This is a genomic window from Sinomonas sp. T428B (assembly GCF_056780155.1).
The window spans coordinates 2,559,547-2,573,263 of record NZ_JBRAZR010000001.1; the positions used below are offsets into that span (position 1 = coordinate 2,559,547).

Genomic DNA, 13,717 nt, shown 5'->3' on the forward strand with positions numbered 1-13,717 from the left:
GCGTCTCCCGGGCCGGTCCGCGCGGGCACCGCGCCTAGCCTTGGAGCGAGGCCAGGGGGGATCGATGGAACTGCACTGCACGCTCGTCACGCCGACCGCCAGAGGCGCGCTTGGCGGGGGCATCCGCCACGAGCTCGTCCTCGAGGTGCCGGAGGGGGCGCCGGGACACGAGATCGCCGCGGAGCTCCTGCGTATCCACGGGGCCTCGGGTCTCTCAGTCGAGGGCGTCCCGCTCGAGCGGCTCGCAGCGGGCCGGGCGCCGCTGTGCAGCGGCGCGGTGCTCGTGGCGGCCGCACCGGGGGAACAGCGGGCAGCTGCACCTTTGGCGCTCGTCGTGCAGGCGGGGCCCGCGGCCGGCACCGTGGTGCCGCTGGCGCGGGGGACGCTGCGGCTCGGACGCGGAGGCGCCCCGGGTACCGGCCCCCACGCCGTCCTCGCCGATCCGGAGCTCTCGCGCGAGCATGCCGCGATCGAGGTGGGCGACGCCGGCGTCGTGCTCCGCGATGCGGGGAGCACGAACGGCACGTGGGTGGACGGGCGCCGCGTCCGCGGGAGCATCCGCATTGCCGCCGGGCAGCAGATCCGGATGGGCGCGACGACGTGCACTCTGGTCTTCGCGGCCGAGGCCCCGACTCTCGACGCCGCGGCGGGGGCGCCCGCGCCGGAACCCCTCCGCGTGGTCCGCAGCGCCCCACCACAGCGACGGGCCGCGATGATCACCATGGCTGTCCTGCCGGTCCTGCTCGGCGTCGGGATGGCCGTCGCGACCGGCATGTGGATGTTCCTCGCATTCACGGCGGTCTCGGCCGTCTCGCTCCTCATCCCGCTCGTCGAGGGCCGCTCTGCCCGCCGGGAGTTCGAGCGGCGCCTCACCGCGGCGGCGAACGAGGACGACGCGCGCCGCCGCCGCGCGGCCCCGGACGCCGGGGTGCTGTGCAGGGCGGGCGGGGCCACGGCCGCCGCCTCCGGCCAGGGCAGGGGGGGACCCGACGGCACCGTGCACGTCCGTCTCGGCACGGCCGACCTGCCGGCAAACGTCACGGTCGAACCCGCCGATGCCGGCATCGATCCGCCCGTGCTCACGGCCGTCCCGCTGACGCTCCCGCTCGTCGGCCGGGTGGCCGTGCACGGGGGCGACGCGTCGGTCGAGGCCCTCCTGCGGTGGGTCCTCCTCCAGGTGGCAGCCCTCCCGGCCGCCGAGGGAACGGTCGTGCTCGCGGCGGGAGGCACGCTGGCGACCCGGCTCGCGGCGCGCTTCCTGCCCCGCACGCGGATCCTGTCCGACGCCGAGGCCGCCGATCCAGACGCCCTGGAGGCCGCGGGGCCTGCCGCAGGCCGGGCCGTCGTCGTGCTCCTGCCCGGAACCTCTCGGGTGGCCCATGAGGCCTGTGCTGCCGTCGGGGCCGCCCGCGGTTGGGCCGTGGTCGGTCTGGAGGGGCTCGTCGGCCCCTCCCCCGACGCCGAGATCCGGCTCGGCACGCGCCGCGCGCGCCTCATCGCAGGAGGTGCGGCGCAGGACTTCGTTCCCGACCTCGTGCCGGGCCCGGTCTTCGACGCCGCGGCGCGCCGGGCGGGGGCTCGTGGCAACGTCCGGCGCGCGGGGCGCGTGCCCGAGCGATGCGGTCTCGACGAGGTCACCGCCCTCGGGGCGGACGCGCTCGCTGCCGCCTGGTCCGCGCACGCCTCACCGGACGCGCTCCCCGTCCCGCTCGGCCTCTCGGCCGCGGGGCCCGTCGTCCTGGACCTCGTCGCGGACGGCCCTCACCTCCTCGTCGCCGGAACCACCGGCTCCGGGAAGTCTGAGCTGCTGCGCAGCCTCGTCGCAGGCGCCGCGGCGCTGGCCTCGCCCGAGCGGGTCACCTTCCTCTTCCTCGACTTCAAGGGCGGATCCGGCCTCGAGCCGCTCGCCGGGCTGCCGCACTGCGTGGGGCTCGTGACCGACCTCGCGACCGGCGGCATGGACCGGACGCTTGCCTCGCTCCGGGCCGAGCTCAAGCGGCGCGAGCGGCTCCTGGCCTCCTCCCGGGCCGCGGACCTCGGCGACTATGTGCGCCGCGGCGGCACCGGCCTCCCCCGCCTCATGCTCGTCGTGGATGAGTTCCGCATGCTCGTCGAGGAGGCGCCGGCGGCGCTCGGCGAGCTCATGCGGGTGGCCACTGTCGGGCGCTCCCTCGGCATGCACCTGGTCATGGCGACCCAGCGCCCTCAGGGCGCGGTCTCGGCGGACATCCGGGCCAACGTCACGACAGCTCTGGCGCTGCGGCTGCAGAGCGAGGCCGAATCGTCCGACATCGTCGGCAGCCCGGCCGCCGGGCGGATCTCCGTGCGGCTCCCCGGGCGCGCATACCTCAGCGTCGGGGGCGCCGAGCCCCTCGAGTTCCAGACCGCGTCGCTCGGCCTCGGTGCGGGCCGCGCAGCAGACCGGTCCGTGCGCGTGCACGCCGCCGTGGCGTGGCTCGAGGGGCGCCGAGGCGAGACCGGCGTGAACCTCGAGCCCTCCCCCGCCGAGGCCGCCCGGCCCCTCGTTCAGGCCGCCGGAGCCGCATGGGAACGTCTCGGCGCCGGGCCCATCAGGCGCCCCGTCGCTCCCCCGCTGCCCGCGCGGATCTCCCTGCGGCTCGACGGCGAGCAGCCGGGTCCGGGCTACGACGAGCCCGTCCTGCTCGGCGCCGTCGACCTGCCGCACGAGCAGCGGACGGAGCGCCTCTTCTGGAGCCCCGCCGACCACGGCCACCTCGCGCTCGTGGGCCCCCCAATGGCGGGCACCTCCGCAGCCCTCGCGGCCGTCACGGGCCAGCTCGCCTGCTCGACAGACGTCCGGCACCTCTATGTGCTCGACGCCGACGGCGCCCTCGCGGGACTTCGCGGGCACCCGCGGGTGGGCGCGCACGTCAGCCTCGGCGAGGTGCGAAGGGCCGCGCGCGTCGTCGCCCGGCTCGCCGAGGAATGCTCGGCGCGGCTCGGCGGCCGCGGCGAGACGCCCATCGTGCTGGCCGTCTCAGGCTGGGGAAGCTGGATCTCCGCCCTCCGCCAGAGCCCGTACGCGTGGGCCGAGGAGACGCTCAACGACCTCGTGCGGGACGGTCCCGGCGCCGGGCTCGTCCTCGTGGCCTCCGGCGAGCGCGAGCTCGTGGCGTCCCGGGCGTTCACCGGCATGCCCTCGCGCCTGTACTTCCCGCACGGCGCGACGGACGAGGCGCGCCTGTCGTGGCCCCGGCTCCCGGCGATGCCCTCGGTCGTCGGGCGCGCTGCGGCGGTCGGCACGATCCTCGGGGTGGGGACGGCCGCCAGCGCAGGCGACCTGGCCGGCGGGAGCGCCATGCTCGGCGGGAGCGTGGGGTCCGGCATGGGCTCCGGGCCCGGCTCCCCCGCAGGGCCCCGACCCTCCGCGGTGCAGTGCTGTGCGCTCGATGGCCCCGTCCCCGCCCCTGCCCGGGCCGAGGGCCGTGGCAGCACTCTTGAGCCGCGGCCCTTCCGCATTGATCCCCTCCCGCGCGTCGTCCGGGCTCACGACCTCGCCGCCCGCCGGATGGCCGCCCGAGACGGTTCCGCCGCTGCGGCCCTCGACCCGGTATCCCCGGGCGGCCGGACGCGGCTGCTCGTGGGGGTGGCCGGGGACGAGGCCGCGCCGCTCGGCCTGACGTTGGGGCACGGCGACGTGCTGCTCGTCCTCGGCGGCCCCGGGACGGGGAAGACCGCGTTCCTCGACGCGCTTCCAGTCATGAACCCGCACGTCGCCTTCGCGCCGGCGGGACGGGAGGATCGTGCCCTCCTCTGGGAGCGGCTCCTCGGAGCTCTGGCGGAAGCATCCTCCGGGGACGTCCGGCCGGTGGTCCCCGTCGACGACGCCGACGGGCTCACACCGGACGAGGAGCAGCTCGCGTCCCGGCTCGTCGAGGCGGGGTGCTCGGTGGTCGCAACGGCGGGCTACAGCGCGAACCTCTACGCACGCTGCCCGCTCGCCCTCACGGCGCGCTCGAGCGGGACGGGCCTCCTGCTCGCGCCCCGTGCGCCGGGCGACGGCGATGTGTTCGGCGTGCGGGTGGACGTGCCGGGCCGCGTCCCGCCCGGCCGGGCAGTGGCCGTCATCGACGGCACGTGCGTCGACGTCCAGCTCGGCCACCGGACGCCGGCAAGCCTGATGGCAGAGGACGGGCCCGCGGGGCTCAGCCGCGAGGCTCCTCAGACGCCGGCTGTGTGAAGAGAAGAACCCTGCGCTCGAAGAGGAGGAAGCACGCTGCGACAGCCGGGACGAGGATGAGCACGCCATAGAGCACGAAGCCCGACGAGAGCGTCGGGACCCCGATGGCGAGGGCGAAGAGCTGCACGACGAGGGTCCCTGCCCGGGTCCAGCGGCGACCGCGCCACAGGAAGGCTCCCACGGCGACGAGCCACGCGCCCACGGCCGCCAAAAGGAGGAGGGTGAAGAGGGCCCCGCCCGGGGAGACCCTGGCCTCGCCGCTCACGAGGCCGACTGCGTAGAACACAGCCAGGCCGAGGAGGACGAGCGCCTCGGCGAGGACGATCGCGACGAGCGCGGTCAACGTCCAAGGACGCGGGGGCCGGGAGTCGGCATCGGTGGGCACACCGGCACCCTACCGGAGCTGTCCGGGGGCGCATGCGGACAAGGTCACAGACGCCCTGAGACTCACGCCACACGTGTGACGCAAACCTCCCGCCACAGGCTGGAATCCTTGCTCGGAACCCTTGTTTACAAACAGTTAACGTGACAACCTTTAACGGAGTTGATCGCGGGGCCCCCAAAGGCCCCTTTGCTTTGAGCGGCTTCGTGAATCTTTTCACAAGCCCGCCGTACCCCCCAGAACGGAGTTGCACTACCCCATGGATTGGCGTGACCGCGCGGCCTGCCTTGACAAGGACCCCGAGCTGTTCTTCCCCGTCGGGAACACCGGGCCGGCCCTCCTCCAGATCGAAGAGGCGAAGAGTGTCTGCCGCCGCTGCCAGGTCGTCGACACGTGCCTCCAGTGGGCGCTCGAGTCCGGCCAGGACGCCGGCGTCTGGGGCGGCATGAGCGAGGACGAGCGCCGCGCCCTCAAGCGCCGCGCCGCCCGCGCGCGCCGCGCGTCCTAGGACGCCTATGGCCGGCAGGGCCTGACGAAGGGACCGCCCGGAACAGCATCGCTGTCCCGGGCGGTCCTTCATCTGTTGCTTGTTCTGCTGCTGCGGCTCCTGGCCGTCCCAGAGGCGCGAGCGGGTTCAGTCGTGCCGCGGCCGGAGGACGATCCGCACGCACGTTCCGCCCCCGTCGCGCTGCCCCCACTCGATCGTCCCGCCGAGCTCACTCGTGACGAGCGTGCGCACGATCTGCAGCCCGAGGCCCTCGTGGCGGGTCTTCGCCTCCGGCAGCCCCACGCCGTCGTCCTCGACGGTGACTTCGAGGACCTCGCTGCCCGAGGAGTCCGCCCGGCGGTCGGCCGTGAGCCACACGGTCCCCGAGCGGTTCGCGAGGCCGTGCTCCACGGCGTTCGTCACGAGCTCGTTGATGACAAGGGCAAGCGGGGTGACGAAGTCGCTCTCGAGCTCGCCGAACTCGCCCCGGCGCTCGGTCGCGACGTGCTGGCCCTCGGTCGCGACCTCGACCGAGAGCCGGAACTGCCGGCCGATGAGCTCGTCGAAGTCGACCGTTTGTGCCAGGCCCTGGGAGAGGGTCTCGTGGACGAGCGCGATCGTCGCGACGCGCCGCATCGCCTGCTCGAGGCCCTGCCTCGCCTCGTCGCTCTTCATCCGCCGGGACTGCATGCGCAGGAGCGCCGCGACGGTCTGGAGGTTGTTCTTGACCCGGTGGTGGATCTCCCGGATCGTCGCGTCCTTGGTCACGAGCTCCATCTCGCGGCGGCGCAGCTCCGAGACGTCACGGCACAGCACGAGGGCGCCGAAGCGCTCGTGCTCATCGCGCAGCGGGATCGCGCGCAGGGACAGGCTCACGCCACGGGACTCGATCTCACTGCGCCACGGCATGCGGCCCGTGACAACGAGCGGCAGCGTCTCGTCGACCATGCGCCGGTCCTTGAGCAGCCCCGCCGCGACCTCGGCGAGGGAGCGGCCCTCGAGGGACTCGATCCCGCCGAGCCGGCGGAAGGCCGAGACGCCGTTGGGGCTCGCGTACTGGACGATCCCCTCCGCATCGAGGCGGATGAGGCCGTCGCCGACGCGCGGGGCGCCCCGCCGGGACCCCGTCGGCGAGGCGAAGTCCGGCCACAGGCCGAGCGTCCCCATGCGCAGGAGGTCGTACGCGCACTGCCGGTAGGTCAGCTCGAGGCGGCTGGGCATACGAGAGCTCGAGAGGTCCATGTGCGAGGTGACGACGGCGAGCGTGCGGCCGTTGCGCACGAACGGCACCGCCTCGACGCGCATGGCCATCTCGGCGTTGAAGCTCGTCTCGTGGCTGCGCTCGATCGACTGGCTCTCCCACGCACGGTCCACGATCGCCCGCAGGTCCGGGCGGATCTTCTCCCCGACGAAGTCGCTGTGGAACACCGTGTGGGTCGTCGAGGGCCGCACGTGGGCGAGGGCGACGTAGCCGTCGTCGGGATGCGGGAACCACAGCGCGAGGTCCGCGAACGCGAGGTCGGCAACGAGCTGCCAGTCGCCGACAAGGAGGTGCAGCCATTCGGCATCCCCCGGACCGAAATCAGCATGCTCCCTGATGGGGTCCGTGAAGATGGCCACTGCACCGCCTTGTCGTCTCGAGTCACAGGTGCCCGGCGAGGCGCCTCCCTAGTGGCGCACGATCGACCGGAGCAGCCTCAATGCTACCGAGAGGGACGCCATGTCGTCGCTCTCGAGGGCGTTGACCTCGGCGAACATCGTCGCGGCCCGCTCGAGCTGCTCCTCGTTCTGCGCCTCCCAGGCGGCCAGTCCCTCCTCGGGGGCGGCGTCCGCGGACGAGGCCTCCATCACCGAGCGGGTGATGTCCGCCACGGTCCCGTAGAGGTCGTCGCGCAGCGCCGCACGCGCGAGCGACTGCCACCGGTCCCGCCGCGGGAGCGCGGTGATGCGCTCGAGCAGCGCGTCGACGCGGAAGCGGTCGAACACCGTGTAGTAGAGGCTCGCGACCCGCTCGACGGGGGCGCCGCTGGTCTGGGCGATCCGGGCCACGTCGAGGAGCGCGTAGCTCTCGAACAGCTCCGCCCAGCGCTGCGCGAGCTCCATCGGCAGGTCCCAGTCCTTCGCCTTCTCGAGCAGGCCCGAGACCCGGTCGGCGTCCTGTCCGTGGAGGAACTCGGGCAGCCGCGACCGCAGCGAGGACATGGTCGGCTCGTACTGGGCCACGATGTCGGCGATGCTCTTCCCCCCGGTGCCCTCGTGCAGGAGCCAGCGGACTGCCCGGTCGAGGAGCCGGCGGATGTCGAGGTGGATGGCCGTCCAGTGCTCAGTCGGGAACGACGCCGGGAGCGCGTTGAGCGCCTCCGTCATGTCCTCGATCCGGTAGATCTCACGCAGCGCCACGAAGGCCTTGGCCACCGCGGCCTGGGTCGCGCTCGTCTCCTCGATCGTGCGGAAGGCGAAGGTGATGCCGCCGAGGTTGATCATGTCGTTCGCGACGACGGTCGCGATGATCTCCCGGCGCAGCGGGTGGCTGTCAAGGTCCGCGTCGAAGCGCTCGACGAGCTGGCGCGGGAAGTACCGGCGCAGCGTGTCGCGGAACCACGGGTCATCGGCGAGATCGGAGGCGCGCAGGGCCTCGGTGAGCTCGATCTTGGCGTAGGCGGCGAGGACCGACAGCTCGGGAGACGTCAGCCCCTGGCCCTGCTCGAGGCGCCGGTGCAGCTCCTCGGTCGTCGGGAGCGCCTCGAGGTCGCGCTTGAGGTCCGCCTTCTCCTCGAGCCAGTCCATGAGGCGTTCGAAGCTCGGGCTCCACTCGGCGATCTTCGCGCGGTCGTTGACGAGCAGGATGTTCTGGTCGATGTTGTCCTCGAGCACGAGCCGGGCCACCTCGTCCGTCATGGAGGCAAGGAACTCGGTGCGCTCGGCCGGGTCCAGCTTCCCCGCGGCCGCCATCCGGTCGATGAAGATCTTGATGTTGACCTCGTGGTCGGAGCAGTCGACGCCCGCGGAGTTGTCGATCGCGTCCGTGTTGAGGATGACGCCCTGGAGGGCGGCCTCGATGCGGCCCCGCTGGGTGAAGCCCAGGTTGCCGCCCTCGCCCACTACCTTGACGCGGAGGTCGCGGCCGTCGACGCGGATCGCGTCGTTGGCCTTGTCCCCGACCTCGGCGTTGGTCTCCGTGCTCGCCTTGACGTAGGTCCCGATCCCGCCGTTGTACAGCATGTCCACGGGCGCCAGGAGCACGGCCCTGAGCATCTCGTTGACGCTCAGCTGCTCGATGCCCTCTGGCAGGCCGAGCGCGGCGCGGACCTCCTCCGAGACCGGGATCCACTTGGCCGAGCGCGGGTAGACCCCGCCGCCGGCGCTGATGAGGGCGCGGTCGTAGTCGTCCCACGAGGAGCGCGGAAGGGCGAAGAGGCGGCGCCGCTCCGCGAAGGAGGACGCGGCGTCGGGCGTCGGGTCCAGGAAGATGTGCCGGTGGTCGAAGGCCGCGACGAGGCGGATGTGCTCGGACAGGAGCATGCCATTGCCGAAGACGTCGCCCGACATGTCGCCTACGCCGACGACCGTGAACTCCTCGGTCTGGGTGTCGAGGTCGAGCTCGCTGAAGTGCCGCTTGACGGATTCCCACGCGCCCCGGGCCGTGATGCCCATGGCCTTGTGGTCGTACCCGACCGAGCCGCCCGACGCGAAGGCGTCGCCGAGCCAGAAGCCATAGTCGGCGGCGAGGCCGTTGGCGATGTCCGAGAACGTCGCGGTGCCCTTGTCGGCGGCGACCACGAGGTAGGAGTCGTCGCCGTCGTGGCGCACGACGCCGGCCGGCGGCACGACCTTCTCGGTCGCCACTGCGCCGTCCCCCGCTGCATCCTGTTCGAGCACCGTCACGCGGTTGTCGGTGATGTCGAGCAGGCCGCGAATGAACGTCTTGTAGCTCTCGACGCCCTCGGCGACCCAGGCGGCGCGGTCGAGCGCGGGGTCCGGGAGCCGCTTGGCGAAGAACCCGCCCTTGGCGCCGGTCGGGACGATGACGGCGTTCTTGACGACCTGGGCCTTGACGAGGCCGAGGATCTCGGTGCGGAAGTCCTCGCGCCGGTCGGACCAGCGCAGGCCGCCGCGGGCGACCTTGCCGAAACGCAGGTGGACGCCCTCGACCCGGGGCGAGTAGACCCAGATCTCGTAGGCCGGCTTGGGCGAGGGCAGGCCCTCGATCTGCGAGGGCAGCAGCTTGAAGCTCAGGTACGAGCGGTCGAGGTAGAAGTTCGTGCGCAGGGTCGAGTCGATGAGGTTGATGAAGGTGCGCAGGAGCCGGTCGGCGTCGAGCGTCGGGACCTGGTCGAGGGCCTCGGTGAGCTCGCCGCGCAGGCGTGCGGAGGTCTCGGCCCGCTCGGCGTCCCCGAGAGAGGGGTCGAACCTGGCCTCGAAGTACTGCACGAGGCGGCGGGTCACCTCGGGGTTCGCCAGGAGCGTGTCCGCCATGAAGCCGAACGAGTTCGTGTTGCCCATCTGGCGCATGTACTTGGCGTAGCTGCGCAGGATCGCGACCTGGCGCGAGCGCAGGCCCTCGCGCAGCACGAGGCGGTCGAGGCTGTCCGACTCCGTCTCGCCCGAGACGGCCTGCCCGAACGCGTCGGCGAGCAGCTTTCCCGTCGAGAGCGGGTCCGCGCCCGGCGGGTACTTGAGCCCGAGGTCGTAGAGGAAGAACTCCCGGGCGTCGCCGGTCTCGATCTCGAAGGGGCGCTCGTCGAGCACCTCGAGCCCGAGGTTGTGGAAGAACGGCAGGATCTGGGTCAGGCTCTTGGGCTCGAGGAGGTAGAGCTTGACGCGCGCGTCCTCCTCGAGGGCCTCGCCGGCGTCGTGCGGGAGGTAGACGTGGACGGCGGGCCGCTCGGGCGCCTCCTCCTCGGGGCCCCTCTCGGCCGCCGCCCGCTCGGCGGCGTACGCCTCGAAGCGCGTGAGGTCCTCGAGGGCGTCCTCGACGGTGTAGTCCACGCGGTACGAGGCCGGGAAGGCCTCTGCCCACAGCGCGGACAGGTGCTCGGCCTCGGCGAACGGCCGGTTCTCGTGCAGGACCTGGGCGATGCCCTCGCTCCACGAGCGCGTCGCGGTGACGAGCCGCTGCTCGAGCGCCGCGGTGTCGACGCTGCGCAGGTCGACGGCCTTCGCGTCCGCGCCCTTGGGGAGGCGGATGCGGAAGTAGAGCCGGGCCAGGGCCGAGTCGCTCATGTGCGAGTCGTAGTCGATCGAGGAGGAGTGGAACTCCCGCTCGAGCTCCTGCTCGATGCGTCGGCGCACGGCTGTGTTGTAGCGGTCCTTGGGCAGGTAGACGACGGCGTTCATGAATCGCCCGTAGATGTCCGGGCGGAGGAAGAGCCGGGTCCGCCGGCGCTCCTGGAGGCGCTGGACGCGCGTGACCGTGTCGAGCAGCGTGGTCGCGTCGATCTGGAAGAGCTCGTCGCGGGGGTACGTCTCGAGGATGGCCATGAGGTCCTTGCCCGAGTGCGAGTCCGCGGGGAAGCCGGAGCGGCGCAGGACCTCGGCGATCTTGTCCTTGACGATCGGCACTGCGCGGGCGGACTGGGTGTAGGCGCTCGAGGCGAAGAGGCCGATGAAGCGGCGCTCGCCGTCGACCCTGCCGCTCGCGTCGAAGCGCTTGATCCCGATGTAGTCGAGGTAGGAGCGGCGGTGCACGGTGCTGCGCGAGTTGGCCTTCGTGATGACGAGGGCTCGCCGCTCGCGGGCGTGCTCCTGCCCCTGGGCCGTGAGGTGCTGGAGGGCGTGGGCGCCGTCGCCCCGGAGCAGGCCGAGGCCGCTGCCCTCGACAAGCTCGAGCACGTCCTCGCCGTCGACCGTCTTGAGGTCGTACTCGCGGTAGCCCAGGAAGGTGAAGTTGCCGGCGTCGAGCCAGCGCAGGAGCTCCTGGGTCGGCACGAGGTCCGGGATGTCCTCGGCCCCGGCGACGGATCCGAGGCTCTCGGCAATCTCCAGGGCCTTGGTGCGCATCGGCTGCCAGTCCTCGACGGCCGCCCGCACGTCGCCGAGGACGCGGCGGATGCCCTCGACGATCTCGGTGCGCTGCGTGGCGCCGGCGCGGTTGGTCTCGATCGCGATCCACGACTCCATCGACGTGATGTTCTCCGACTCCGCCGCGAGCGCGCTGAGCCGCGGCATCGTGGCCGTGTCGCCGCTCGTCATGCCCCACTGGGAGGGGACGCGCTCGACGGCGACGAGGGAGTGGTCGCTGCGGCGGCGGGTCACGACGAACATCGGGTGCACGACGAGGTGGATCGCCATCTGCTGGCGCACGAGCTCCGCGCTCACAGAGTCGACGAGGAACGGCATGTCGTCCGTGACGATGTAGACGACGCTGCGGCCGGCCTCGTCGACGACCGCGATGTTCGCGGTCCCGGGGGTGCGCTCGTCTCCGATCCGCCAGTGCTCCCGCGCCCTTCCCGCGAGCTGGTCCGCCGGGTAGGACTGGGAATCCTCCTCGGCCAGGTGCTCGTAGTAGTCCGCGAGGAACCGGGATTCCTGGTCTGCGGATGGGAACGGGGTCTGCTGGGCAGTACCGGTCGACACTCGGGCTCGCCTCCACTGGACGGTGCTGCTACGGCGCAGCGCTCACGTCGAGCCTAACGCGCTGCCCTGAGGCCTGCTTTGGTACCTCGTATGGCGAATCGGCGATTCCGCTGTGCAGGTGTACACACCAGTCCGGCGATGCTCGTCCGGATCTGGGATTCCGGCGACGTTTCGAGCAGCACGGACCCTCCGAGGAGCGCCGCGTCGGCGACCTCGGCGTCGTGGGGGATCATCGCCCCGATGGGGATCCCCGGACCGAAGCGCTCCCAGGCCTCGCGGAGCGCCCTCTCGGGGAAGCGGCCGATCGCCGAGGCCCGCACCTTGTTGAAGACGACGGTGGGGCTCGCCGAGGGCACGGCCCGCTCGAGCTCCGAGAGCGCACGCACGAGCCGGGGCATGCCGACCGTGTCCGCCGAGCCTACGGCGAACACCCGGTCGGCGAGCTCGAGGCTCCGCAGCGTGGCGGCATTGCGGCGCGGCGCCATCGTGTCGAAGCTGAGCTCCTCGTCCGCCTCGAGGCAGAACCCGGCGTCGACGACGACCACCTCGGCGATCTCGCGGCAGCGCTCGAGGACCGTCGTGAGGGCCGCCGCACGCAGCTCCGGCCAGCGGTCCGCGCGGGTGAGGCCGGTCAGGACGCGCAGCGTCCCTCCGCCGGTGACGACGGGGACGGCGACGCGCTCGAGCGCGCGGCGGTCCAGGACGCCCTGGTCCGCGAGGCGGCACGCCTGGGCGAGGCCCGCCGAGTCGTCGAGCAGGCCGAGGGCGCCGGCCACCGAGGCCCCGTACGGGTCGGCGTCCACGAGCACGACGCTGCGGCCGTCGGCCACGAGCTCCGCCGCGCAGTTGACCGCGAGGGTCGTGCGCCCCGGAGATCCGATCGGCCCCCAGAAGGCGATGATCTCCCCGTCGCCGGCCGGCTCCTCCGGGCCATGCTCCTCCGAGGCCTCCGCGAGCGGGCGGGCCCCGGCGAGCGCGAACGACGCGGACGGCGCCGACAGAGCGGAGGCGGTGAAGGCGGCAGCGCGCTCCACCGCCTCGGCGATGAGGTTCGCGAGCTCGGCCGCCGGCACAGCCTCCGGCGCAGCGAGCACGCCGAGGCCGTCGAGCCTGAGCCGCTCGGCGTCGTCGTCCGTGAGTCCCACCAGGGCGACGCCGACGGCGGCGAGGCGGTCGACGAGCGTCGCCGTGATGTCCCCCGTCCCGCCCGCGACGACGGCGGCGCGCGCGAGTCCCGTCTGGCACGCTGCGATGAGCTCGGCCAGCTCGGAGCAGCGCCGCACGACCGTGACCGGACCGTGCAGGCGCTCGAGCGAGCCGACGAGCTCGGCCTGGCCGGCGCCGATCGTGACGACCGGGATGCTCATCGTCTGCCTCCGGCGGGGTTCCACACGAGCGAGACCTTGGCGCTGTTCGCCTGGGCGCCGAGCAGCTGGGCGAGCTTGCCGTCCTCGACGAGCACGAGGACCTGCGTCTCGCGGCTCCCGCCGAGGGTGGACGACGCCGCCTCGACGTGGGAGATCTCGGCACCGGGGACCAGGAGCTTCGGCTCGGCGAATCCGTTCCGCCCGTCCGGCAGCGCGACCCACACGTCGACGCGCGTCCCCGCGACCGCCTCGGCGGGCAGGGCCTCCTCGACGCTGATCGCCACGGGCTTGCGGTCGAGCGCCCTGGGCTCGCCGAGCACCGAGGCCGCGACGAGGTCGCCCTTGGGAACGCGCTGGAGGGCGATCCTGCCCTCCGGAAGGCTCTCGGGAGTCAGGTAGCGGCCCTCGGCATCCCCGAGGCGGACGTCGATCCGGACGAGCTTGTCGGCATCGACCGTCTGCCCGACTGCGATGTCCTCCTTCGCGGCATACGCCTCGACAGTGCGGTCCGCGGCGTCGACGAGAGCCACGACCCCCGCCACTGAGGCCAGCACGAGCAGGAGCCCCACGAGGAGCCGCGGGTCCTTCCAGGACGGCTTGGACAGCCGAGCGCCGGGCGGATTCTCGGCAGCGGGCATTGGTTCCCCCTCAGTCACGGGCCGCAGGGCCGGCCCCCCGGGGACATTCTTGCGGCGCCCGAGGCC

7 protein-coding genes are annotated in these 13,717 nt (G+C 72.9%); 2 read left to right on the forward strand and 5 right to left on the reverse strand.

The annotated features are described in order from the left end of the window. Window positions 1–64 precede the first annotated feature (64 nt). Entirely contained in the window at window positions 65–4,201 is a 4,137-nt protein-coding gene (locus ACUYMY_RS11855) for an FtsK/SpoIIIE domain-containing protein (protein ID WP_481703748.1), read from the forward strand. On the opposite strand, the gene ACUYMY_RS11860 is transcribed toward ACUYMY_RS11855, so the two are convergent. Next, window positions 4,167–4,586 (reverse strand): hypothetical protein, encoded by a 420-nt coding sequence (locus ACUYMY_RS11860; RefSeq protein WP_481703749.1) that lies wholly within the window; start codon window positions 4,584–4,586, stop codon window positions 4,167–4,169. The two genes, ACUYMY_RS11855 and ACUYMY_RS11860, sit on opposite strands and share 35 nt — an antisense overlap. Before the next feature lie 256 nt (window positions 4,587–4,842). On the opposite strand from ACUYMY_RS11860, the gene ACUYMY_RS11865 reads away from it, so the two are divergent. Beyond that, window positions 4,843–5,091: a WhiB family transcriptional regulator gene (locus tag ACUYMY_RS11865; RefSeq protein ID WP_077490065.1), complete on the forward strand. Its 249-nt coding sequence runs from the start codon at window positions 4,843–4,845 to the stop codon at window positions 5,089–5,091. A 126-nt stretch (window positions 5,092–5,217) separates the two neighbouring features. Here ACUYMY_RS11865 and ACUYMY_RS11870 read toward each other — a convergent pair whose 3' ends face one another. From ACUYMY_RS11870 to ACUYMY_RS11885, 4 genes are read right to left on the reverse strand one after another with little or no spacing between them, the layout of a single operon-like run. Then, window positions 5,218–6,690 carry a sensor histidine kinase gene (locus ACUYMY_RS11870; RefSeq protein WP_481703750.1) on the reverse strand — a complete coding sequence of 491 codons (1,473 nt, stop codon included), beginning with the start codon at window positions 6,688–6,690 and terminating at the stop codon, window positions 5,218–5,220. Window positions 6,691–6,738: 48 nt separating this feature from the next. Next, window positions 6,739–11,646, reverse strand: a complete 4,908-nt coding sequence (locus ACUYMY_RS11875; RefSeq protein ID WP_481703751.1) for an NAD-glutamate dehydrogenase — start codon at window positions 11,644–11,646, stop codon at window positions 6,739–6,741. A 53-nt stretch (window positions 11,647–11,699) separates the two neighbouring features. Next, window positions 11,700–13,013 (reverse strand): CpaE/TadZ family protein, encoded by a 1,314-nt coding sequence (locus tag ACUYMY_RS11880; RefSeq protein ID WP_481703752.1) that lies wholly within the window; start codon window positions 13,011–13,013, stop codon window positions 11,700–11,702. Continuing rightward, window positions 13,010–13,651, reverse strand: a complete 642-nt coding sequence (locus tag ACUYMY_RS11885) for a hypothetical protein (protein ID WP_481703753.1) — start codon at window positions 13,649–13,651, stop codon at window positions 13,010–13,012. The genes ACUYMY_RS11880 and ACUYMY_RS11885 overlap by 4 nt, the downstream gene beginning before the upstream one ends. Window positions 13,652–13,717: the final 66 nt, after the last annotated feature.